Consider the following 24,102-nt stretch of genomic DNA (forward strand, 5'->3'; position numbering starts at 1 on the left):
AAACATCGGTGCGATTTAGCGTCATTAACAGCATTGTTAATGTAATAAACGAAGCGCCAATCTCACCGCAATGAGATTGGGCAACGTCTAACTGGCTTATACTACAAGACTTTTGCTGGTGTGAATCAATTTTACCGCAAAAAAAAGAAGCATTTCCCTGATAGTAACCATCAGGAAAAAATGGTGCGAATTGTTATATTGTGAACGCCGAATTAAATGATCTTCATCTCTTCTGGTAAGAACAAATCTCAGCATTTAGTTAAATAACAGCGGCCTTGCATCTATTAGCGATTTTCCGATCCTGATGGGTAGTGGTAAACACTGCGGCTAATGTCGAGCAAACGACAGCTGCGGCGGGTTCCAATATCAAAGGTCGTCTGCAAAAAGTTGACTGCCTGACGCTTTTCATTGGTGGTAAAGAAGTTTTTAAGCACGCTCTGCAGCATCTCTTTGTCTGAACTCAACGTTTGCAGCTCACGGGTAAGATTCTGTAGTTTGTCCTCTAACTCTTTGATTTTTCTTCCTTCTTCAGAAGAAAGACCTGAAAATTTCTTCTTCCAGCTGTAGAAGGTAGCCTCTGAAATGCCGAGCTCTTCACAAATCTCCCTGACTTTTACTCCTGTTTCAGAAGCTTTAATGGCATTTGTGATTTGCTCTTCGCTATATCGTGACTTTCTCATAAATGCTCTTACCTTTCTTATCAATTAGTGGATGAGAATTACTGTATTAATATCTGGCACTGCAAAAACGGTATTAATGCAGTATTAAAGTGCGCGATTTGAATTGCGAGGGATAAATTAAGATATTTAGAATAAATATCATCATGGGATAAATCTTATTTTATTATGAATGCCAATGAACATCTTCCTGGCATTGGCTTTTTGATATAGATTCATTCCATCCCAAATGCAGAAAAATACGACAAACATTGGATATTCGGTACAGCTTTCTTGCAAAAAAGAGAGGGCGTGCCAGTAAACTTTTGTCTCGAATTCGGGTTGAAATCGTTTACATCCGCTGAAATTCGCACCAGATTTAATCAGAATTTTCCTGAATTTCTCTTCTAAATCCTGACGCGAGTCTCATTTTTCGGACCAGCCTGGTTTGAAGTTATTAATTTTTGTCAGGCCCACTGAGCGCTTGTTAATTCATTTCAAGGACGTTTTACCGCAAGGCAGTTGCTGTAAGTAATACTAAGGACCAGTCAATGAAATTGAGCGTAATGTCTAATGCCGTCTGGATGATGTCTGAAAAAGTCGTCTCGGTGTTCGGCGTCATCTTTGTCACCTCCTATGTGGCAAAATCGTTTGGCCCGACCATATTTGGCCAGATGGCATTTTCAGCTTCGCTATTCTCCATGGTGCAGACCGTGGCGATTTTCGGTACCGAAACCATCCTGTTCAAGCGCATCAGCAAAAGTGCGCCTAAAGGTCTGCGTCTGATGGCCGTGGCGCGTACCATGCGTCTCGCATTGCTGTTGCTGACCTCCATCCCGGTCTTGATTTGGGTCTGGTACAACATGCAGGAGAATTTTCTCGCCTTTGCACTGGCCTCATTTATCTCCTCGGTGTTTGTAACGCAGGACACTTTTAGCGTCTACAACAACGCACGGCTCGCTTCGCGACTCAATACGCTGGCTAACTCAGTGGGACTCCTGCTTGGCTTCGCCCTGAGCTTTACCATCGCATGGCTGCATCTCAATCCGCTGTGGCTGACCGTGTCCATCGTGGCGGTCACGCTGGTGCCTTATCTCATCAAGCGCATCAATTTTTACCGTGAGCATCAGGATATTGCGCCGCCGCAACAGAAACGCACCACCTATCTGCGCTACCTGATGTATGCCGGTTTGCCGCTGGCTATCTCCAGTATTTTTATCTCCGTGCAGGTGAAAGCGGCACAGATGTTCCTGGCCGGTATCGCCTCAGCCCGCGATCTGGGTCTGTTCGCTGCGGCCAATACTATTTCGGCTTCGTGGATTTTTATCCCGGTTGCCATCATCACTTCCTGCTTTTCGGAAATTTTCCGTGAGCGTGGAGCAGCCGCAATCAAACTCACCGCGCGGCTGAACGGCTATGTCATGGGAGTTTCATTGCTGTTATTGGCGGTGATCGCCATGTTTGGCGAGAAGATCATCATCGCGTTATATGGTCACGAGTACACACAATCGGGAAGTCTCGTTACGTTACTGTCGTTAGCAACCTGCTTTTCGGCAATGGGGACCGTAGCTTACCGCTACATGGTCAAAGAGGGCGGGTTTAACTATCTGCTGAAGAAGATCCTCTGCCTGATGGTCATCAGCCTGCCACTCTCATGGTGGCTGATTCAGGGCTACGGCATTATGGGTGCCGCCTGGAGCGTCTTCATCACTGAACTGCTCTCCCTTACCGTAATGAATTACTTCTTTAAAAACGGCGTCATTCAAAAAATTCAGGTTTCCTCACTCAACTACAAAACCTACAAATGAGGTCAGATATGCTCAGGTTGAAAGAAGAACTCAGAAGAAGCGTTCAGTATTTTATCAAGAAGATGCCCTGGGCTACGCAGGATCGCATCTACTACTTCCGTAAATTCCGTAAGCTGCCTAATCTGCGCGAGCCAAAGGTGTTTAACGAGAAGGTGCTGTATCGCAAATTTGTGTATGGCGACTATCAAATCTATGGTCGCCTGTCGGACAAGTATTCAGTACGTGAATACATTGCTGAGAAGGTAGGCAGTGAGTATCTGATCCCGCTGGTCTATGAAACCAGCGATCCGCATTCGCTCCATACGCTGTCGCAGTGGAAGAATACTGTGATCAAGCCTAACCATGGCTCTAACATGGTTGAAATCCTGCTGGAAGAGCCGGATGCGCTGAAGAAGCAGCAGATCATCAGCGACTGTCATCGCTGGCTGAAAACGGATTTCGCTAATGAAGCGCGTGAAATCCACTATCGCTACATTAAGCCGCGTATTCTGGTAGAGCAGTATATCGGTGATGGCAAAAGTGCGCCGATTGACTACAAATTTCACATGTTCAACAAGCGCGATGGCAATTTTGAATATGTGCTGCAGGTGATCTACAACCGCTGCAACCCGCTGTTGTCGATGAACTTTTACGTCAATAATCTGAATGAGGCGTATCACAAGATCCGCGATACCGGCCTGGATGTTGAGCCCATTTTACCGCAGCTGCAGAAGGCGCTGGCGCTGAGTAAGACGCTGGCCAGCGATTTCGACTATGTACGCGTTGACTGGTACATCCATGGGGAAGAGATCTACTTCGGTGAGCTGACCTTCACGCCGGGTGCCGGGCTGGTAACCGGCCTGGACCGCGGTCTGGACCAGATGATGGGTGATATGTGGATTCAGGATCGTCGCGGTACGAAGAGACCGGGCGTTTCGGTTGCGGAAGTCGGTATTCCCGCCGTGTTGAAGAAAATTTGATCGTACAGCAATATAAAGAACCCCGCGGCGCGGGGTTTTTTATGCGCTCTGTTCAGGGTATTGGCCACTCAGCCGGCGCCTGACTCATCACATCAATAAAAGCCTGTTTGCTAATCTGCATAAAGTTATGCACGTTCTCCATGCTCAGCGTAATCCCCAGCAGGCCGGTCACAAACCAGCAGGACATTCCCACGCCAAGACCGCCACACAGCAACGCCATAACCGGATGACTCTTTTGCCGCAGTTTTATTTTCATTGAGCTGGCGAGAAACATCAGAACGGCGCTCAGAATACCCCAGCGCATCACCAGTAAGCTGGTTGTTAACGTAGCCATTGAGAAAAAACCCCTTTGAATCAGTGATATCCCTGACATTAACCGGACATCACTGACGGCAAAGAGCGCGTCAGGAAACGCTCTCACGTCATAATAAGTGTGATTTGGATCACATTATATCAGCGAGTTTGAAATTTTGAACAAATTTTGTACCCGTAACTGCCGGGCTAAGGGGAGGGTGTGAAGCTGAAGAGGGGGGCGCCTGTGTATCAGGCGCACCGATCACCGGACAGGACAACATTCACCGGTGGTACGCTGAGCAAAACTGTTCATTGTGTCGCTGCAGCCAAAGCTGAGCAGGCGAGGTCGCTGGGCAATAGCCTGACGACGCATCGCGTGACGATACGCGGTAGGGGTCTGTGAAAACTGCCGACGAAACACGCGTGAAAAGGTTTGCTGCGAGTCGTAACCATACTGCATAGCGATATCAAAAACCGGCCGCTGCGTCTGCAGCAGCGCTTCTGCCGCCATTGTCAGACGCCGTTCACGAATATAGCCACCCAGCGTCTGTTTCGTCACGGTACGGAACATACGCTGCAGATGCCATTTTGAGTAACCCGATTTTGCCGCCACATCATCAATTGACAGTGCTTTATCCAGATTCTGATCGATCCAGTTAGTCAGTGAATGAATGATTTCCTGTTGCATCATAGCCTCATCCTTCTGAAAGGGTGTCACCCGGTGAGAAATTCGTACTTTTGATGGTGAGCGAGTATAGTTCCTCAAGTTAACTTGAGGTAAAGGCTGATGGTAAAAAAAGAGCGTAACTATCCAAAGCCGGTGCTGACGCCGGGGGAAGTGGCGAAACGTAGCGGCGTAGCGGTCTCGGCACTGCACTTTTATGAAACCAAAGGGTTGATCTCCAGCACCCGTAACAGCGGCAATCAGCGACGCTACAGCCGTGACGTACTGCGCCGCGTGGCGATCATTAAAATTGCGCAGCGTATCGGTATTCCACTGGCGACGGTAGGTGAGAGCCTGATGCATGTGCCGGCGAATAAACGTATGTCAACGCAGGAGTGGGATGCGCTGACACAGCACTGGCGTGAGGAGCTGGATAAGCGCATTGAGACGCTGACGCGGCTGCGGAACGATCTGGATGGGTGTATTGGCTGTGGCTGTTTGTCGATGCGTGACTGTCCGTTACGTAACCCCGGCGACCGGCTGGCACAGCAGGGCTCAGGCGCCGTGCTGCTTGACCCGGAGCAGGATGAGCAGGGGCGTTAATCCGCTATACTGGTGCGATACCTTTATCAGCAAGGAGCTGTGTATGATCACTGTTCATCATCTGGAAAACTCCCGTTCACATCGTGTGTTATGGCTGCTGGAAGAGCTGGCGGTACCGTATCAGATCAAACGTTATCAGCGGGAAAATACGATGCTGGCCCCTGACGAGCTGAAGAAGGTACATCCGCTGGGTAAATCACCGGTGATAACCGATGGCAACCGCGTCATTGCCGAGTCCGGTGCCATTCTGGAGTATCTGCAGCTGAAATATGACAGCGAGCAGCAGCTGACGCTAAGCAATGAAGATGAACAGATTCAGGGGCGCTACTGGCTGCATTACGCCGAGGGCTCGCTGATGCCGCTGCTGATCATCAAACTGGTCTTTGCGCAGCTAAGCAAAAAACCGGTGCCCTGGCTGCTGCGCCCAATTAGTCGCGCCATGAGTAAAGGTCTTGAGAAGGCCTGGCTGAATAAGCAGCTGGCATTGCATACCCGCGTGATTGAACAGCACTTAAGCCAGCACCCTTTTTTTGCCGGCCCGCGTTTCAGCATCGCTGATGTTCAGATGAGTTTTCCGCTGCTGGCGCTGCAGATGCGCGGCGGCCTGCACAATCTACCTGCCACCACCCGCTGGCTGGAGGAGATGCAGCAGCGCGCCGGCTGGCAGCGGGCGCTGAAGCAGGGCGGCCCGATTAAGTTCAGCGACTGAGTGTGTTCCCGCAGGGAGGCATTCATGCGCCCCGGATCGATAACCGCGGGCCAGGGCGCCATGAATGGCGCCCCTGCAAAAAACCGCATGGGCCAAGGGCGCCGATGCCGCCGTAGGGGGCGCATTAATGCGCCCCAGGCCGAATAACCATGCGGACCAGGGCGCCATGAATGGCGCCCCTACAAAACCGTATGTAGCCCGGATCCGATAACCGCATGGGGGCAGAGCGCCGGTGCCGCCGTAGGGGGCGCATTAATGCGCCCCGGGTCGAATAACCATGCGGGCCAGGGCGCCATTAATGGCGCCCCTACAAAACCGCATGCGGCCGGATCCGATAACCGCGGGCCAGGGCGCCATTAATGGCGTCCCTACAAAAACCGTATGCGCCCCGGAATCCGATAACCGCGTGGGCCAGGGTGCCGGTGCCGCCGCAGGGGGCGCATTCATGCGCCCCGGATCGCTCTCCGGTGTCGTTTAATCCTGTCCGGCGACGATTAACAGTTGAAAATGGCACCCCAAACGCCAGATAATCGCCTGCCTTTTTATCTCTCCCTCTTTGACGGGAAGTACATAGCTGCGTAATCGTTTGCGCCTCTTTTCTCTTTGAGAAATCCCCACCAGGGTGATGCGTAAGCAGCAGCTGTGCGGCGACTTACATCTAAAATATGCAGAGGAATAATTATGTCTGGCGACTCACGCCCGGCCAGTGGAAAACTGGACGCCTGGTTCCACATTTCAGCACGCGGCAGTAACGTGCGTCAGGAAGTGCTGGCGGGGCTCACCACCTTCCTGGCGATGGTCTACTCGGTTATTGTGGTGCCGGGCATGCTTGGTAAAGCGGGTTTTTCCCCGACGGCAGTGTTCGTTGCCACCTGCCTGGTCGCCGGTTTTGGCTCTCTTTTAATGGGATTGTGGGCTAATCTGCCGCTGGCTATCGGCTGTGCTATTTCACTTACCGCCTTCACTGCATTCAGCCTGGTGCTTGGGCAGCATATCAGCGTGCCGGTAGCGCTGGGTGCCGTATTCCTGATGGGATTACTGTTCACGTTTATCTCGGTGACCGGTATCCGCGCCTGGATCCTGCGAAACCTGCCAATGGGCGTGGCGCACGGTACCGGCGTAGGGATTGGCCTGTTCTTACTGCTGATTGCGGCAGACGGTATTGGCCTGGTGGTGAAAAATCCGGCCGCAGGCCTGCCGGTGGCGCTGGGCGACTTCACCGCGTTCCCGGTCATCATGTCGCTGGTGGGTCTGGCAGCAATCTTTGGTCTGGAAAAACGCCGCGTACCCGGCGGGATCCTGCTGACTATTCTGGCTATCTCTCTGATCGGGCTTGTGTTTGATCCAGCCGTGACCTGGCAGGGGCTGTTTGCGCTGCCGAGCCTGAAAGATGCCAGCGGCCAGTCAGCGATGTTCAGTCTCGATATCGCGGGCGCACTGCAGCCGACCGTACTGCCCAGCGTGCTGGCGCTGGTCATGACGGCGGTATTCGATGCGACCGGTACCATTCGTGCGGTCGCCGGGCAGGCTAATCTGCTGGATAAAGAAGGGCAGATCCTCAACGGCGGCCGGGCGCTGACCAGCGACTCGCTTAGCAGCCTGTTTGCGGGTCTGGTGGGTGCCTCGCCGGCGGCAGTCTATATTGAATCAGCAGCCGGTACGGCAGCCGGCGGCAAGACCGGTTTAACGGCTATCGTCGTGGGCGTACTGTTTCTGCTGATGCTGTTCATGTCGCCGCTTGCCGGTCTGGTGCCCGCCTATGCGACCGCGCCGGCGCTGATGTATGTCGGGCTATTAATGCTCAGCAACGTGGCAAAAATTGACTTCAGCGATTTCGTTGACGCCATGTCAGGCCTGCTGACCGCCGTATTTATCGTGCTGACCTGCAACATTGTGACCGGCATTATGCTGGGCTTTGCGTCACTGGTGATTGGCCGTCTGTTTGCCGGCGAATGGCGCAGGCTCAACGCGGGAACGGTAGCGATCGCTGTTGCCCTGGTCACATTCTACGCTGCAGGCTGGGCTATCTGACCAGCGGTTCCGGTCATTTCCGGATAATCCCCTGACTTTGCCAGCGCCGCACATCGGGTCCCCCTGTGTGCGGCGTTTTGTTTTACACTTTTTAGCGTAACAACCCTCGCTTTTAACCATTTCGATTCGCCTAAGGAAAGCATGGAAATCTTTTTTACTATTCTCATTATGACGCTGGTGGTATCACTCTCCGGCGTTGCGGCAAGAATCCTGCCGTTTCAAATTCCGCTGCCGCTGGTGCAGATAGCGGCGGGTGCCTTACTGGCCTGGCCCACGTTTGGTCTGCATGTTGACTTCGATCCGGAACTCTTTCTGGTGCTGTTTATCCCGCCGCTGCTGTTTGCGGACGGCTGGAAGACGCCTATCAATGAGTTTCTGAGCCATGGCCGCGAAATCCTCGGGCTGGCGCTGGTGCTGGTGCTGATCACCGTGGTCGGTATCGGCTACCTGATCTACTGGCTGGTGCCGGGGATTCCGTTAATTCCGGCTTTTGCGCTGGCGGCCGTGCTGTCGCCGACCGATGCCGTTGCGCTGTCGGGTATCGTTGGCGAAGGGCGCATTCCAAAGAAAATCATGTCGATTGTGCAGGGTGAGGCGCTGATGAACGACGCCTCTGGCCTGGTATCGCTGAAGTTTGCGGTCGCCGTAGCCATGGGCACCATGGTCTTTACCTGGGGCGGTGCCAGCGTTGAGTTTCTCAAAGTCGCCATCGGCGGGCTGATTGCGGGTGTCGCTGTGTGCTGGCTTTATGGCCGCTCGCTGCGCCTGCTGAGCCGCTGGAGCGGGGACGATCCGGCCACGCAGACCGTGCTGCTGCTGCTGCTGCCGTTTGCCTCCTACCTGATTGCCGAACACCTTGGCGTCTCCGGTATTCTTGCCGCCGTAGCAGCCGGTATGACCATTACCCGCTCCGGCATTATTCGTCAGGCTCCGCTGGCCATGCGCCTGCGTGCAAACAGCGTCTGGCAGATGCTGGAGTTTGTTTTCAACGGCATGGTATTCCTGATGCTCGGCCTGCAGCTGCCCGATATCCTCTCAACATCCATTGAGCAGGCGAATGCCGATCCCAACGTCGAGCTGTGGATGCTGTTTACCGATGTGGCGCTGGTGTATGCGGCACTGATGATTGTGCGTTTTAGCTGGCTCTGGATCATGCAGCGCGCCAGTATGCGTCTGCTGAAGAAGAAACCGCTGGAGTTCTCTAACTACTCGCTGCGCGAGTTGCTGATTGCCTCTTTTGCGGGCGTACGCGGGGCGATTACGCTGGCGGGTGTGCTCTCGATTCCGCTGTTTCTCAGCAATGGCGATCCGTTCCCGGCGCGTTATGAACTGGTGTTTATCGCCACCGGCGTGATCCTTTTCTCGCTGTTTGTCGGCGTGATCCTGCTGCCTCTGCTGCTGCGCGGTATCGACAGCCATGATAAAGCGGGCCACCGTCATGAGCTGCAGCATGCGCGTGCCGCCATGGCGGGCGTGGCGATCGAAAGCCTGCATAAGATGGAACAGCGGCTGGAGAATGATACCGAAGAGAATATCGATCCGGAGCTGCTTAAAGAGGTCAGCCTGCGGGTAATTGGTAATCTGCGCCGCCGCGTGGATGGCAAGAATGACGTGGATCAGGCGCTGTTTGCTGAGAACCTGGAGCGTCGTTTCCGTCTGACCGCGCTGCGCGCCGAGCGTGCGGAAGTGTATCACCTGCGCGCGACGCAGCAGATTTCCAATGAAACGATGCAGCGCCTGCTGCGCGATCTCGATCTGCTGGAAGCGCTGCTGATTGAGAAAGAGGCGTAACCTCTTCAGAATGCCGCCGCGTCTCACATCTGCAGACGCGGCGCATCATCCGGCCAGTGTGTGCGACAGCAGCTGATCCAGGCTTCCGCACTGCGTGAGAGATAACTGCCTTCCCGCCAGATCAATCCGATACGCCACTCCAGCGCTGACGCCAGCGGCAGCCACGCCAGCGACTGCGGGTCCAGCCGCTGACAGATAGGTTCCGGCAGTACGGCGACGCCCATCCCTGCCTGCACCATCGCTGCCAGGAAATCCCACTGACCGCTGCGCAGCGCAATCTGTGGCGTCACGCCTTCACGCTGAAACGCCTGCATCAGCTGCCGGTTCAGGGCAAACTCTTCATTCAGGATCAGCAGCGGATGCCGGGCCAGCTCCGCCAGCGTCAGGTGCGAACGGGCGTGCCAGGCCGCACTGCGCGACACCAGCACGCAAAGCGGATGGCGCATCAGCTCCAGCGTGTTAAGCGGTAAATCCGGCTCAACCGGCAGCGCGGTAAGTGCAATATCCAGCGCGCCGCTCAGCACTGCCTGCTGTGCGGTCAGCCCGCCTGACTCTGCAATATGCAGCTGCACGCCCGGATAGCGGCGCTGAAAGGCTGAAATAGAGCCGGCGATCTGCATGCCCACCATGGGCGGAATGCCCAGGCGCAGCTCACCGGTTTTCAGCTGATTGATATCACCAATCTGCGCTTCCAGCTGATGAAACTCCTGCAGGATCGCAAGTCCGCGCTGATAGACCGCCTGACCGCTGTCGGTCAGATGCAGCCGGCGTCCCTCCCGCCGCAGCAGCGCACATCCCAGCTCCTCTTCCAGCTGACGCACCATTTTGCTAATGGTGGGCTGCGTAACATAAAGCTGTTCAGCTGCACGGGTAAAACTCTGCTGCTGTATCACAGCCACAAAGTAACGCAGAGCGCGTATATCCATAATCATTCCTTAATGGCATAGTCCGGATGATTTTAATTCATTTCTTTCACGGTTAGCGGCAGATTTATACTGCGTTTCTCACCTTAATTACCGGAGATCGCTATGGCTGTCGCCACTCACCCGCGCCCCCGCCTGCTGCAGCGCCTGATGCTGCCGCTGCAACTACTGCTTTATATCGGGCTGTTCAGCGCCTGTGATGCCCTGGTGCGGTGGCTGCACCTGCCGCTGCCGGCAAACGTACTCGGCATGGTCGTGCTGCTGTTATTGATCGTTTTACGCGTGTTGCCGCTGGGCTGGGTCCGTGCCGGGGCAAACTGGCTGCTGGCTGAAATGCTGCTGTTTTTTATTCCGGCGGTGGTGGCCGTGGTGAATTACAGCGATCTGCTGCGCAGTGAGGGATGGCGTATTTTTGTTGTGATCGCGATAAGCACGCTGCTGGTGCTGGCGGTTACGTCGCTGGTGGTCGATCGTCTCTACCGGTTTGAAACGGCGCGGGCAGCACGCAGGCAGGACAGCTATGAGTAATGCCATCATCAGCCTGCTCTGTCTGGCGCTCACCCTGCTGGTGTATTACCTCAATAAGTATCTTTACCGGCGCTGGCGGCGGCTGATGCTGATGCCGCTGGTGCTGACGCCGCTGGTGCTGGTCGGCTTGCTGCTCATCACCCATGTCAGCTGGCAAAACTATATTGCGGAGAGCCACTGGCTGCTCTGGCTGCTGGGCCCGGCCACGCTGGCGTTTGCCGTGCCGGTGTATGAAAACATGGCGCTTATCCGGCGTCACTGGCTGTCGCTGAGTGCCGGCGTACTGACCGCAACCACGGTTGCCGTCTGCAGCTCAGTCTGGCTGGCGCGTCTGCTGGCGCTGCCGGAGAGTATTCAGCGCAGCCTGGCGGTGCGTTCGGTTACCACGCCGTTTGCGCTGGCCGCAGCCGGTCCGATGGGCGGACAACCCGATCTGGTCGCGCTGTTTGTGGTGATCACAGGCGTATTTGGCATGGCTACAGGGGATATTCTTTTTCTGCGCATCGCCATAAAACAGGGCGTGGCAAAAGGCGCCGGGCTGGGCGCGGCTTCTCACGGTGCCGGAACGGCCCGCGCTTACCAGATTGGTCAGCAGGAGGGCGTGGTTTCCAGCCTGGTGATGATGCTTTCCGGTGTGGTAACGGTTCTGCTGGCGCCGCTTATGAGTCATCTGCTGTGGCACGCCTGACACGTTTATTGATAAAACGTTCCCGCTGTAATTTAATTTTACGTAAAGGTTTCCAATAAAAGTTGTGTCTGACGACTATGCTAACTACTCTTTGCGCCGACTTATTTTTTCCTTCATGGAGTGGATTAGCATGATCAAGCAACTTGTTACCGGAAGCGTTTTGGGCCTTGCACTGCTGAGCGGTAGCGTACAGGCAATTGAGGGCAGTGTTGACGTGGGTGAGCATAGCACCAACCTGAACCTTGGCCTTGGTACCACCTCTCCGGGTCTGTTTCTGAAAGGTAACTGGCTGCGCAGCGACCATGACGGCAGCACTTACGGTGCAGGTCTGGGCTATAACATCGATGTGGGCGATCTGCGCGTCGCGCCAACGGCAAAAGCGCTGTTTACGCATCCGGAAGATGGCCGTGATGGTTTCACCATCGCCGTAGGTGCAGGCGCACAATACAGCTTCAACAGCATGTGGGGTCTGTATGGTGAATATTACTACGCACCGGAAGCGTTTTCCGATCGTCTGGACAGCTATCAGGAAGCGTCAGGCGGCCTGAGCTTTACGCCAGTTTCACTGCTGAACCTGCGCGTGGGCTACCAGTATATTGAGCTGAACAACAAAGGCAGCCGCAAAGATAACGTGCTGGTAGATGGCCCATACGTCGGTGCATCACTGCGCTTCTGATCTGCCGCTGCAAACCAGGGGCGCATAAATGCGCCCCCTACGTTACCCCCCACACGGGCGTCATTAATGACGCCCGTGTTGATTCCCGCACCGCATCCGATGACGTCATTATTGACGCCCTGGCCGATGCCCGAACGTGATTGAATGACGCCGTTCATGACGATGGATACCGTGCGCGCAATAAACCAGGGGCGCATAAATGCGCCCCCTGCATCGCCCCGCGTAGGGGCGTCATAAATGACGCCCTGGCCGATGCCCGCCCGTGATTGAATGACGCCGTTCATGACGATGGATACCGTGCGCGTAATAAACCAGGGGCGCATAAATGCGCCCCCTGCATCGCCCCGCGTAGGGGCGTCATTAATGACGCCCGTGTCGATTCCCGCACCGCAATTGAATAACGCCATTCATGACGACCGGGTTAACTCCGGTGTGCCTGCGATCAGTGCGATTTCCCCTGTGAAATACCAATACCGGTTTGCGAACGGATAAACTGTCCGCGGAACCGCGCGCGTTCCTGTGCGCCCTGGGCTGAGTGATCGGTAATGGAAAACAGCCAGGTGCAGACAAAGGCGACCAGCATAGAGAACAGCGCCGGGTACTCATAAGGATAAACCGGCGTAGCGTGGCCCAGCACCTGAACCCAGACGGTAGGGCCCAGAATCATCAGCACGACTGCCGTGAGCAGACCCAGCCAGCCACCTACCATTGCACCGCGCGTGGTGAGCTTCGACCAGTACATCGAGAGCAGAATAATCGGGAAGTTGCAGCTGGCAGCAATCGAGAAGGCCAGCCCGACCATAAAGGCGATGTTCTGCTTCTCAAACAGAATGCCCAGCGCAATAGCGACGACCCCCAGCACCAGCACGGTGATTTTAGAGACGCGCAGCTCTTCACGCTCCGTGGCCTGACCTTTGCGGATCACGCTGGCATAAAGATCGTGCGAAACCGCCGACGCGCCCGCCAGTGTCAGCCCGGCCACCACCGCCAGAATCGTAGCGAACGCCACCGCCGAGATAAAGCCGAGGAACAGGCTGCCACCTACCGCATTGGATAAATGCACCGCTGCCATATTGGTACCGCCAATCAGGGCACCGCTGGCGTCTTTAAATATCGGGTTTGCGCCTACCAGCAGAATGGCACCAAAACCGATGATGAAGGTCAGGAAATAGAAGTAACCCATAAAGCCGGTGGCCCAGAACACGCTCTTACGCGCCTCGCGCGCATCAGCCACGGTAAAGAAGCGCATCAGAATGTGTGGCAGTCCCGCGGTACCAAACATCAGCCCCAGTCCCAGCGACAGCGCCGAGATAGGATCTTTCACCAGCCCGCCAGGCTGCATAATCGCCGCGCCTTTGGGGTGCACCGCCATCGCCTCAGTAAACAGCGTGTTAAAGCTGAAACCGGTGGTTTTCATTACCATAATCGCCATAAAGCTGGCCCCAAACAGCAGCAGCACCGCTTTAATGATCTGCACCCAGGTAGTCGCGAGCATGCCGCCGAACAGCACATACAGCACCATCAGAATGCCGACCAGCACCACGGCAATATGATAATCAAGGCCGAACAGCAGCTGGATAAGCTTGCCGGCCCCCACCATCTGTGCAATCAGATAGAGTGCAACCACCACCAGCGAACCGCAGGCGGAGAGGGTACGGATCGGTTTCTGCTGCAGCCGGTAGGAGGCAACATCGGCAAAGGTATAGCGTCCGAGGTTGCGCAGCCGCTCAGCGATCAGAAACAGGATCATTGGCCAGCCAACCAGAAAGCCGAGCGAATAGATCAGCCCGTCATAGCCCGAGGTATAGACCAGCGCCGAGATGCCAAGAAACGAGGCGGCTGACATAAAATCACCCGCCATCGCCAGGCCATTCTGGAAACCGGTAATATTGCCGCCTGCGGTGTAGTAGTCGCTGCGTGAGCGGGTGCGCTTTGACGCCCACCAGGTAATACCCAGCGTGAACGCAACAAACACCACAAACATGATAATCGCTTCATAGTTGGTTGCCTGCTTCTGGACGTCGCCGGTCAGCGCATCGGCTGCCAGGACGCCTGCTGGCGCCAGCGCCAGCAGAATCGGGAGCGCGCGCTTCATGATTTTACCTCGCTGATGATCTGTTTAGTCAGGCGATCAAACTCGCCGTTGGCGCGCCAGACATAGACGCCGGTAAGCAGAAAAGAGACCACAATCAGGCCCACGCCAATCGGAATACCGCGCGTCACATTGGTGCCGGCATGCAGCGGCGTGCCGAGCCAGCCGGGCGCAAATGCGATCAGCAGGATAAACCCGACATACAGGACCAGCATAATGATGCTCAGCAGCAGCGCAAAAGCCTGGCGCTTATGCACCAGTTCCTGAAAACGGGGGTTGTTTTCTATTTGTTGCCAGACGGCTTCCTGTTGATTCAGGGTGTCATTCATCACAGTTTCTCCAGAGGCAAAGCAGACGGAAATCTCACATTAATGTGCTTTAACGGATTGAATATTCTGGTTATCAGGGTTGTGCGATGGTGAACAGCATACGGCGTAAGGTGAACTAACGGAGAGAAGCCTGCCGGGGACAGGCTGATGCTCTCCGCTGATAAGGGCAATGATTACGGCATGGCGATCGACTGCTTCTCCTCCAGTAATTTCTCTACTACGCCTGGATCGGCCAGCGTAGAGGTATCGCCAAGGTTGCTGGTATCGCCCGCTGCAATTTTTCGCAGAATACGCCGCATAATTTTACCGGAGCGGGTTTTTGGCAGTGAGTCGGTCCAGTGCAGCACGTCCGGCGTGGCGATAGGGCCGATCTCTTTACGTACCCAGTTACGCACTTCCGTATACAGCTCCGCTGATGGCTCTTCGCCCTGATTCAGCGTGATATAGGCGTAAATAGCCTGGCCTTTGATGCTGTGCGGAATACCGACAACGGCCGCTTCAGCAATTTTCGGATGTGAAACCAGCGCGGACTCAATCTCTGCGGTGCCCAGCCGGTGTCCGGAAACGTTCAGGACATCATCCACGCGTCCGGTGATCCAGTAGTAGCCATCTTCATCGCGTCGCGCGCCGTCACCGCTGAAGTAGCGATGCTTAAACGTGGAGAAATAGGTCTGTTCAAAGCGTTCATGATCGCCAAACAGCGTGCGCGCCTGACCAGGCCAGGAGTCGTTAATCACCAGGTTACCTTCGGTTGCGCCCTCAAGCTGATTGCCTTCGTTGTCCACCAGCGCCGGCTGCACGCCGAAGAAGGGTTTGGTAGCGGAGCCCGCTTTCAGCTCGGTGGCACCCGGCAGCGGTGTGATCATGAAGCCGCCGGTTTCGGTCTGCCACCAGGTATCAACAATCGGGCAGCGACTGTCGCCAATCTTTTTGTAATACCACTCCCAGGCTTCCGGATTGATCGGTTCACCTACGGAACCCATAATGCGCAGACTGCTGCGTCGGGTGCCTTCAATGGCCCGGTCGCCTTCAGCCATCAGCGCGCGAATAGCGGTGGGTGCAGTGTAGAGCAGGGTCACGTTGTGCTTGTCGACGACCTCCGCCATCCGGCTCGGTTTCGGCCAGTTGGGCACCCCTTCAAACATCAGCGTGGTGGCGCCACAGGCCAGCGGGCCATAGAGCAGATAGCTGTGACCGGTGATCCAGCCGACATCGGCGGTGCACCAGTAAACGTCGTCGTCATGGTAATCAAAAACATACTTAAAGGTGCTGGCGGCATAGACCAGATAGCCGCCGGTGGTATGCAGTACGCCTTTTGGCTTCCCGGTCGAACCGGAGGTATACAGAATAAACAGCGGGTGTTCCGCTTCAACCGCCACCGCTTCATGCTCTGCGCTGGCCTGGCTGACAAGATCGTGCCACCAGAGATCGCGTCCTTCGTGCCACGCCGTGGTTTTTCCGGTGCGCTGAAATACGATCACATTCTTCACGCTGGTCACCAGCGGATTAGCCAGCGCGTCATCGACATTCTTTTTCAGCGGAATGGCGCGTCCGGCGCGGATACCCTCATCCGCTGTGATCACCAGCTTCGCGTTGCTGTCGACCACGCGACCCGCCACGGCTTCCGGCGAAAAACCGCCGAAAATCACCGAGTGCACGGCACCAATGCGCGCGCAGGCCAGCATCGCCACGGCTGCCTCCGGCACCATCGGCATATAAATGGCCACCACATCGCCTTTTTTAATCTCAAGCTGCGTTAATACATTTGCCATACGGCAGACGTCAGCGTGCAGCTCACGGAAGGTCAGCGTTTTACTTTCACTGGCGTCATCCCCTTCCCAGATAATGGCCGGGCGATCGCCCCGCGTCGCCAGATGGCGATCCAGGCAGTTAGCCGCAAGGTTCAGCGTGCCATCTTCATACCAGCGGATAGAGATATTACCCGGCGCAAACGAGGTATTTTTCACCGTGCTGTAAGGCGTGATCCAGTCGAGAATTTTCCCCTGCTCACCCCAGAAGGTGTCTGGATCGTCTACTGACTGCTGATAGCGCGCCGTATATTCGTCGGCATTAATCAGGGCGTTCGCTGCAATGGCAGCGGGTACAGGATGCTTGTGAATTTGGCTCATGGCTGACCTCCTTGAAGATGTTAATCATATGTCAATCAAAGGTTAATTGAAGAGGGGGCCGGGGCTTTGTTTCGGTTTTGCAGTCTGGATCACGACCTGTCGGCATGCAGTAAAGCGTACAAAAACGGCGGTTCTGCCGGCAAAAAAGTGCACTGCTGACAGCGACCGGCAGCAGGCAAGACGCGGTTTTGCGATTAAATGTTGAGCAAACGCGCCGGGTGAGAAAATCACCAAATCTGAATAGCTATGCGGAAAATTATCGAACTAACGCTTTTCATAACAGCGGGTTATAGCCACAGAACCACAACAGCATTTTATGCTACTGAGCTGCGCACGATTTAAGCTATCGCGCCGGGGGTTGCATTTACCGTAGTGAAAATGGTACTTATCTGGCCGCTGTTCAGCAGGTATCAACTCAGGCTGTATCCTTGCGCTGGCGCAAATTGCCGGCAGAACAAAGCGGAATACAGCCCATTATAACCCTCTATTTTATCGGGCTTTTGCTCACTTCCCTGTGTGTACCATCTCCTGCACCTTCGCAGCAGAGCAAAGGGGTTTTAACTGAGGAAATAACGCGTTATGAAAGGTTTTAAACTCACCCTCGCCTGGCAGATCCTGATTGCCCTGATCCTTGGCATTATCGTAGGAACCGTGCTGCATAATCAGCCAGACGATCGTGAATGGTTAATCACCAACATTCTTACTCCTGCCGGTGATATCTTCATTCATCTGATTAAGATGATTGTGGTACCGATTGTTATTTCCTCGCTGATTGTTGGCATTGCCGGCGTCGGGGACGCGAAAAAACTCGGGCGTATCGGGGTGAAAACCATTATCTATTTTGAAGTGATCACCACCATTGCCATTGTGGTCGGCATAACGCTGGCCAACGTATTCCAACCCGGCAGCGGCATTGATATGTCAACGCTGGCAACGGTGGACATCTCTAAATATGAAGCCACCACCGAAGCGGTTCAGGGCGCCCCTCATGGCCTGGTCAGCACCATCCTGTCACTGATCCCGCAGAACATCTTCGCCTCACTGGTAAAAGGCGATATGTTGCCGATTATTTTCTTCTCAGTGCTGTTTGGCCTGGGCCTGTCGGCGCTGCCGTCGGAACATCGCGATCCGCTGGTCGGCCTGTTCCGCTCGGTATCAGAAACCATGTTCAAAGTGACGCACATGATCATGCGTTATGCGCCGGTGGGCGTATTTGCACTGATTGCGGTGACCATTGCGAACTTCGGTTTTGCATCGCTCTATCCGCTGGCAAAACTGGTGCTGCTGGTTTATGCCGCCATCCTGTTTTTCGCCTTTGTCGTGCTCGGTGCGGTCGCGCGTTTCTGCAAGCTGCGTATTACTACCCTGATGCGTATTCTGAAGGATGAGCTGATTCTGGCTTACTCCACCTCCAGTTCAGAGACGGTGCTGCCACGCATTATGCAGAAGATGGAGGCGTATGGTGCGCCGAAAGCGATTACCAGCTTTGTGGTGCCGACCGGTTACTCCTTCAATCTGGATGGCTCTACGCTCTACCAGAGTATTGCCGCCATCTTTATTGCACAGCTTTATGGCATTGACCTGTCGCTGACTGATGAGATCATCCTGGTGCTGACGCTGATGGTGACCTCAAAAGGCATTGCCGGTGTCCCGGGTGTCTCGTTCGTGGTGCTGCTGGCAACGCTGGGCAGCGTGGGCATTCCGCTTGAAGGGCTGGCGTTTATCGCAGGCGTTGACCGCATTATGGATATGGCGCGTACAGCGCTGAACGTGGTGGGAAATGCGCTTGCTGTGCTGGTGATCGCCCGCTGGGAAAATCAGTTTGACGCTAAGCAGGCCGCCGCCTACGAGCTGCAGCTGCGCACGCAAAGCGCCACCTGATCCGCTATTAAGCATAAAAAAAACCCGCCGCTGGCGGGTTTTTTTATGCCTGCTGCCGTAAAAATAAAAAATTCTGCGCGGCTGCACATGAATTAACAATTCTTTGTGGTATAAGTTTTTCGGAATAAATAATTCATTCGCAGGAGCGTATTATGACCCTTGATCTCAATAAGATGATCACCGAAAGCCGCAATCCGGCCAGCCAGAATATTGACGAGCTTAGTACGGAAGCGATGCTGCGCGTCATTAATGATGAAGATAAAAAGGTGGCGCTGGCCGTAGAGGCGATTGTGCCGCAGATCGCGCAGGTCACAGAGGCGATTGCACACGCCTTTAGCCAGGGCGGACGACTGATTTACTGCGGTGCCGGTACCTCCGGCCGGCTCGGTATCCTGGACGCCAGCGAGTGTCCGCCTACTTTTGGTACCCCGCGCGATCAGGTAGTAGGGCTGATTGCCGGTGGCCATACGGCGATCCTGCAGGCGGTAGAGAATGCGGAGGATAACGCCGGACGCGGGGCAGAGGACCTGGCGGATATCGGTTTTGGTGCCCGCGATGTGCTGGTCGGAATTGCCGCCAGCGGCCGCACCCCCTATGTGCTGGGCGCGCTTGCTTATGCACGTGAACAGGGTGCATTTACCGCAGCGCTGACCTGCAACCCCGACAGTGCGATGGCGCAGGCGGCTGATGTCGCACTGACGCCGGTTGTGGGGCCGGAAGTGGTAACCGGCTCATCGCGTATGAAGGCGGGCACGGCACAGAAGCTGGTGCTGAATATGCTCAGCACCGGGGCGATGATCCGCAGCGGCAAGGTATATGGCAACCTGATGGTAGATGTGGAAGCCACCAACCAGAAACTGGTTCAGCGCCAGATAAACATCGTTAAGCAGGCCACCGAATGCGACGACGCGACGGCACAGCAGGCGCTGACGGCGTGCGGCGGTCACTGTAAAACCGCGATTGTCATGGTGCTCGCCGGCCTGACGGCAGAAGAGGCGCGTACGCTGCTGGAGCAGAATCGCGGGTTTATCCGCGCCGCATTACGTGATTCAGGAGTACGCTGATGGCTGCAATCACCGAAACGCTGCTGCGCGATATTCTGCGGGCCGTGGGCGGGCCCGGTAACGTAGCGATATGCGGCAACTGCATGACCCGCCTGCGCCTGACGCTGGTCAATGCCGCGCTGGCGGATAGCCCGCAGCTGAAACAGCTGCCCGGCGTACTGGGCGTCATTATCAGTGACGCCCAGCTGCAGATTGTACTGGGGCCTGGCAAAGCGCAAACCGCAGCGGAAAAGATGCAGGTGCTGCTCAGTGAAAACGGGCCGGCACAAGATCTGCAGACGATCGCACAGGCGCAAAAGCAGCAGATGAAAGCGAAACAGAGCAGTGCGCTGCACCGCTTTCTCGCCTGCTTTGCCACCATCTTTACGCCGCTTATCCCGGGATTTATCGGGGCCGGACTGCTGCTCGGTTTTGCCACTCTGACTGAGCAGCTGTTTCACCTTAATCAGCCGGGTGAGCACGCTTCGTGGCTGCTGGCGACCGTGGCCTACATGAAAGTGTTTGGCAAAGGGCTGTTTACCTTTCTCAGCATTCTAATCGGCTATAACGCCCAGAAAGCGTTTGGCGGCACCGGCGTCAACGGCGCGATTATCGCCTCGCTGTTTGTGCTCGGCTACAGCCCGGAGGCGACCGTTGGCTACTACAGCGGAATGGAAAACTTCTTCGGGCTGACCATCGATCCGCGCGGCAATATTATCGGCGTGCTGCTGGCCGCGATATTTGGCGCCTGGACAGAGAAGCAGCTGCGTAAAATCATTCCCGATAATCTGGATATGATCCTCACCTCGCTGCTGACGCTGCTGATCACCGGCGCGGTGACGTTTCTGTTCATTATGCCGGTGGGTGGCGAGCTGTTTAAAGGGATGTCGTGGCTGTTTATTCACCTCAACAACAATCCGTTTGGCTGTGCCATTCTGGCCGGGCTGTTTTTAATTGCGGTGATGTTCGGTATTCATCAGGGCTTTATTCCCGTCTATTTTGCGCTGATGGAGACGCAGGGCTTTAACTCGCTGTTTCCCATTCTGGCGATGGCAGGAGCAGGACAGGTCGGCGCCTCGCTGGCGCTGTGGTGCAAAGCCGGAAAGCAGTCGCTGCTGCGCAGCCAGATCAAAGGCGCGATTGTGCCGGGTCTGCTGGGCGTGGGTGAGCCGCTGATTTACGGGGTGACGCTGCCGCGCCTCAAACCTTTTGTAACCGCCTGCTTTGGTGGTGCGCTGGGCGGCTTTTTTATTGGTCTGGTGGCCTGGCTCGGCCTGCCGGTAGGGATGAACACGGTGTTTGGCCCGTCCGGCCTGGTTACGCTGCCGCTGATGACCTCAGCACAGGGCATTTTTGCCGGGATGGCGGTCTATCTTGCCGGTCTGCTGGTCGCCTGGACGGGCGGGTTTCTCTTCACCTGGTGGTGGGGCATGAAAAATATCGATTTGGGTTAATGCCCGCTGCGGGCGCAGCAAAAAGGCGTTACGCACGCTGCTGCGCCCGTCAGGTTTTACCGTTTCCTCCATCGCGGCTAAATAATAGTGTGAGCTGCAGCGCAGAATCCCGCTTTTGCTTTACCTCTTTTCCCACCGTATACAACGGGTTGCAGATTCAATGCTTTTTTAGCAGCAAGAAATAAATCATCAGCGCTTAAGTCATCCTGCTCATCAGCCGATAGATCCAGAGTAATTTTTATTAGCCTGAATTAACCAGGGATCTCTGTATGCGCAACAACCAGCCTGTCACACAGCGTGAATTCATTTTTAACGATGATGCGACGCTGATGTCGACCACCGATCTCAGCAGCCATATCACCTACGCCAACGACGCTTTCATTGAGGTCAGCGGCTTCACGCCGGAAGAGGTCAACGGCCAGCCTCATAACATGGTGCGTCATCCGGATATGCCGCCCGAAGCGTTTGCCGATATGTGGCACACGCTGCAACAGGGGCAGCCCTGGAGTGCGCTGGTGAAAAACCGGCGTAAAAATGGTGACCACTACTGGGTGCGGGCCAATGCGGTGCCGGTAGTGCGCGAAGGGTGCGTGCGCGGCTATATGTCAGTACGGACCAAACCGTCAGCGGCAGAAGTGCAGCAGGCTGAAACGCTGTACCGCGATTTTCGCGAAGGACGCAGTAAAGGACGCTGCTTCTATAAAGGATTGATTATCGGCAGCGGCTGGCGTCGCGCCACGTCGCTGCTGAAAACGCTGCCGCTGCGCTGGCGCATTCGTTCAACGCTGCTGCTGCTGCTGCCGCTGTTAGCCGGCAGCGCCTGGGGGGCAGGTCTCACGGCGCTGGCGCTCGGCGGCTTCAGCGTCGCAACCGCGCTCTGCCTGCTGCTGGCAAGCCTCTGGCTGGAGCAGCAGATCTCGCGCCCCGTGGAGCGGATGTGCCAGCAGGCGCTCAGCGTGGCGACCGGTAACAGCCATAAAGTCGATCAGCCCGACCGCGTGGATGAAATCGGCATGACGCTGCGCGCCATTGGTCAGCTGGGGCTGATGTTCCGCTGGCTGGTGGATGATGTCAGTGGTCAGGCGATCAACGTACTCAGCGCCAGTGATGCGATGGCGCGCAGCAACAGTGAGCTTTCCCGCCGGACTGAACAGGCAGCTGCTAACGTGCAGCAGACGGCCGCCACCATGAATGAGATGACGGCTACCGTGAAGAGCAACACTGAAACCGCCAGCGAGGTGAATGCGCTGTCGGGCACCACCAGCCACGCTGCTATCAAAGGTGGCGAGGTGATGCAGGAGATGGCAGGCATGATGGGTGATATTGCCGACAGCGCGAAGCGCATCGCCAGCATCACCAGCGTGATTGACAGCATCGCGTTTCAGACCAATATCCTCGCGCTTAATGCGGCGGTAGAAGCGGCACGTGCCGGTGAGCAGGGCAAAGGTTTTGCCGTGGTCGCGGGTGAAGTCCGCAATCTCGCGCAGCGCAGCGCAAAAGCCGCCAGCGAAATCAAAACGCTGGTGGAGACCAGCGCCAGCCGCGTAGCGTCAGGCAACGACTATGCGGCTGCTGCGGGCCGCACCATGCAGGATATTGTCAGCCAGGTGCAAAATGTGACGACGCTGATTGCGCAGATCAGCGCCGCCACCGCCGAGCAGGCCACGGCACTGAGCGAGGTCAGCACGGCGGTAGAAGATCTGGATGATATCACCCACCAGAACGCCGCGCGCGTGGCTGAAGGCGCAGAAGCATCAACCCGCATGGCGCATCAGGCGAACCGTCTGGTTGAGGCGATTAGCGTATTCCGCTAACGCTCACGCCACTTCCCGCCCGGCGCGCAGTGCGCCGGGTGACGTGCCCGTTACCCGTTTGAAGGCGCGGCTGAACGCGGCCAGCGAGCCATAACCCAGCTCAAACGCCACGTTCTCCACCGCCTCGCCCTGAGCGACAATACGCTCTTTCGCCAGCCGCATACGCAGGTCGGTGAGATAGCGCAGCGGCGTCATGCCGGTGGCGTTCTGAAAGCGGGCAGCGAATACCGAGCGCGAGCTGCCGGAGGCGCGCGCCAGCCGCTCCACCGTCCAGTTTTCGCCCGGCGCACGGTGCATCGCCGCCATCGCCAGACTCAGGCGCGGGTCGCGCAGCGCCTGAACCAGACCGCTGCCGGCGCCGCAGCCGTTCTCCACCCAGCCGCGCACGATCTGCGCGGCCACCACATCCGCCAGCCGCGAAAGAATGCCGGCGAAACCCGCTTTGCGCTGGCGGGTTTCCCGCTCCATCGCATCCAGAATCGGCTGGATCTCCGGATACTGTCCCAGCAGGGTACTGACCAGCATGACATCCGGCATGGTGTGCACCAGCGGCTGCATCCCGCCCAGTTCAAATGCCATACAGGCACTGAACAGGATCACATCGCTGTCCGCCGGGCAGAGATCGGCGTCTGCCGCATCGTTGATCGCGCAGACGCTGGGGCAGATGGGCTTACTGTTAAACGTGGCGATCGGTTCACAGTGCGCCGTCTCATCTGAGATCAGCGCATGCGCTTTTCCGTGCGGGATCAGTAACGCGTCACCCGCCTGCAGCGGATAGAGCGTACCGGAGGCGGCACGCAGCAGCAGCGTACCGCGCCCGACAAAATGCAGCTGCGCCCGGCCTGGCGCCTCGTCATACTGCAGGCCAAAAGGCGCATGCAGCGCAATCCGCTGATATTTTACGCCATACAGGCGCATGCCCATCAGCAGTTCGCTGGTCAGATCTTCATAGCGGCTCATTGCAATCCAGACGAATTATCAAGTAATAAACTTTCTGTATCATAGATCGTCTTACTGCAGCGCTCTATCC

The 24,102-nt window shown here is 56.0% G+C and carries 21 protein-coding genes; 13 read left to right on the forward strand and 8 right to left on the reverse strand.

Annotated features, from left to right (window positions below; genetic code table 11):
- Positions 1-284: 284 nt before the first annotated feature.
- On the reverse strand, positions 285-680 hold the full coding sequence (locus B3041_RS00120; RefSeq protein ID WP_039382017.1) for a transposase: 396 nt from the start codon (positions 678-680) through the stop codon (positions 285-287).
- A 527-nt stretch (positions 681-1,207) separates the two neighbouring features.
- On the opposite strand from B3041_RS00120, the gene B3041_RS00125 reads away from it, so the two are divergent.
- Positions 1,208-2,464 (forward strand): polysaccharide biosynthesis C-terminal domain-containing protein, encoded by a 1,257-nt coding sequence (locus tag B3041_RS00125; RefSeq protein WP_039382019.1) that lies wholly within the window; start codon positions 1,208-1,210, stop codon positions 2,462-2,464.
- An 8-nt stretch (positions 2,465-2,472) separates the two neighbouring features.
- A complete protein-coding gene (locus B3041_RS00130; protein ID WP_065650346.1) occupies positions 2,473-3,423 on the forward strand; it encodes an ATP-grasp fold amidoligase family protein in 951 nt (316 codons plus the stop codon).
- 52 nt (positions 3,424-3,475) lie between these two features.
- Here B3041_RS00130 and B3041_RS00135 read toward each other — a convergent pair whose 3' ends face one another.
- Both B3041_RS00135 and soxS read right to left on the reverse strand, forming a co-directional pair.
- On the reverse strand, positions 3,476-3,757 hold the full coding sequence (locus tag B3041_RS00135) for a YjcB family protein (protein WP_065650345.1): 282 nt from the start codon (positions 3,755-3,757) through the stop codon (positions 3,476-3,478).
- A gap of 222 nt (positions 3,758-3,979) precedes the next feature.
- Positions 3,980-4,408 (reverse strand): superoxide response transcriptional regulator SoxS, encoded by a 429-nt coding sequence (soxS, locus tag B3041_RS00140; RefSeq protein WP_065650344.1) that lies wholly within the window; start codon positions 4,406-4,408, stop codon positions 3,980-3,982.
- 96 nt (positions 4,409-4,504) lie between these two features.
- Here soxS and soxR point away from each other — a divergent pair, with 96 nt between their 5' ends.
- The 4 genes from soxR (at position 4,505) to B3041_RS00160 (ending at position 9,515) form a co-directional block, all read left to right on the forward strand.
- Positions 4,505-4,984, forward strand: coding sequence for a redox-sensitive transcriptional activator SoxR (gene soxR / locus B3041_RS00145; protein ID WP_065650343.1), 480 nt, complete (start codon positions 4,505-4,507; stop codon positions 4,982-4,984).
- A 43-nt stretch (positions 4,985-5,027) separates the two neighbouring features.
- Positions 5,028-5,693 (forward strand): glutathione S-transferase family protein, encoded by a 666-nt coding sequence (locus B3041_RS00150; RefSeq protein WP_292968324.1) that lies wholly within the window; start codon positions 5,028-5,030, stop codon positions 5,691-5,693.
- Positions 5,694-6,374: 681 nt separating this feature from the next.
- A complete protein-coding gene (locus B3041_RS00155) occupies positions 6,375-7,724 on the forward strand; it encodes an NCS2 family permease (RefSeq protein WP_065650342.1) in 1,350 nt (449 codons plus the stop codon).
- Between the two features lie 141 nt (positions 7,725-7,865).
- Complete coding sequence (locus B3041_RS00160; protein ID WP_065650341.1) at positions 7,866-9,515, forward strand: Na+/H+ antiporter; 1,650 nt, start codon at positions 7,866-7,868, stop codon at positions 9,513-9,515.
- 23 nt (positions 9,516-9,538) lie between these two features.
- On the opposite strand, the gene B3041_RS00165 is transcribed toward B3041_RS00160, so the two are convergent.
- Positions 9,539-10,441 carry a LysR family transcriptional regulator gene (locus B3041_RS00165; protein ID WP_065650340.1) on the reverse strand — a complete coding sequence of 301 codons (903 nt, stop codon included), beginning with the start codon at positions 10,439-10,441 and terminating at the stop codon, positions 9,539-9,541.
- Positions 10,442-10,543: 102 nt separating this feature from the next.
- Between B3041_RS00165 and B3041_RS00170 the strand changes: the two genes are divergently transcribed.
- From B3041_RS00170 to B3041_RS00180, 3 genes are all read left to right on the forward strand, one after another.
- Positions 10,544-10,966, forward strand: coding sequence for a CidA/LrgA family protein (locus tag B3041_RS00170; RefSeq protein WP_065650339.1), 423 nt, complete (start codon positions 10,544-10,546; stop codon positions 10,964-10,966).
- Entirely contained in the window at positions 10,959-11,654 is a 696-nt protein-coding gene (locus B3041_RS00175) for an LrgB family protein (RefSeq protein WP_065650338.1), read from the forward strand. Before B3041_RS00170 ends, B3041_RS00175 begins: the two co-directional genes overlap by 8 nt.
- Before the next feature lie 130 nt (positions 11,655-11,784).
- Entirely contained in the window at positions 11,785-12,330 is a 546-nt protein-coding gene (locus B3041_RS00180; protein WP_039382044.1) for a YfaZ family outer membrane protein, read from the forward strand.
- Between the two features lie 442 nt (positions 12,331-12,772).
- Here B3041_RS00180 and B3041_RS00185 read toward each other — a convergent pair whose 3' ends face one another.
- The 3 genes from B3041_RS00185 to acs form a co-directional block, all read right to left on the reverse strand.
- Positions 12,773-14,425, reverse strand: coding sequence for a cation acetate symporter (locus B3041_RS00185; RefSeq protein WP_065650337.1), 1,653 nt, complete (start codon positions 14,423-14,425; stop codon positions 12,773-12,775).
- On the reverse strand, positions 14,422-14,751 hold the full coding sequence (locus B3041_RS00190) for a DUF485 domain-containing protein (protein WP_292968373.1): 330 nt from the start codon (positions 14,749-14,751) through the stop codon (positions 14,422-14,424). The genes B3041_RS00185 and B3041_RS00190 overlap by 4 nt, the downstream gene beginning before the upstream one ends.
- A 173-nt stretch (positions 14,752-14,924) precedes the next feature.
- Positions 14,925-16,880, reverse strand: coding sequence for an acetate--CoA ligase (gene acs / locus B3041_RS00195; RefSeq protein ID WP_292968340.1), 1,956 nt, complete (start codon positions 16,878-16,880; stop codon positions 14,925-14,927).
- Positions 16,881-17,459: 579 nt separating this feature from the next.
- Between acs and gltP the strand changes: the two genes are divergently transcribed.
- The 4 genes from gltP to B3041_RS00215 all read left to right on the forward strand — a co-directional run bounded on the left by gltP (position 17,460) and on the right by B3041_RS00215 (position 23,072).
- Positions 17,460-18,761, forward strand: coding sequence for a glutamate/aspartate:proton symporter GltP (gltP, locus tag B3041_RS00200; RefSeq protein WP_065650335.1), 1,302 nt, complete (start codon positions 17,460-17,462; stop codon positions 18,759-18,761).
- A gap of 152 nt (positions 18,762-18,913) precedes the next feature.
- Complete coding sequence (gene murQ, locus B3041_RS00205) at positions 18,914-19,825, forward strand: N-acetylmuramic acid 6-phosphate etherase (RefSeq protein ID WP_065650334.1); 912 nt, start codon at positions 18,914-18,916, stop codon at positions 19,823-19,825.
- The gene (gene murP / locus B3041_RS00210; RefSeq protein ID WP_065650333.1) at positions 19,825-21,258 is read left to right on the forward strand and encodes a PTS N-acetylmuramic acid transporter subunit IIBC; all 1,434 of its coding nucleotides are present in this window, start codon (positions 19,825-19,827) and stop codon (positions 21,256-21,258) included. The genes murQ and murP overlap by 1 nt, the downstream gene beginning before the upstream one ends.
- Before the next feature lie 269 nt (positions 21,259-21,527).
- Positions 21,528-23,072 carry a methyl-accepting chemotaxis protein gene (locus B3041_RS00215; RefSeq protein ID WP_065650332.1) on the forward strand — a complete coding sequence of 515 codons (1,545 nt, stop codon included), beginning with the start codon at positions 21,528-21,530 and terminating at the stop codon, positions 23,070-23,072.
- Positions 23,073-23,075: 3 nt separating this feature from the next.
- On the opposite strand, the gene B3041_RS00220 is transcribed toward B3041_RS00215, so the two are convergent.
- Positions 23,076-24,032 (reverse strand): AraC family transcriptional regulator, encoded by a 957-nt coding sequence (locus B3041_RS00220; protein ID WP_065650331.1) that lies wholly within the window; start codon positions 24,030-24,032, stop codon positions 23,076-23,078.
- Positions 24,033-24,102 lie beyond the last annotated feature (70 nt).

It is taken from the genome of Pantoea sp. UBA4549, from assembly GCF_002387285.1.
Lineage (GTDB): Bacteria > Pseudomonadota > Gammaproteobacteria > Enterobacterales > Enterobacteriaceae > Pantoea > Pantoea borealis.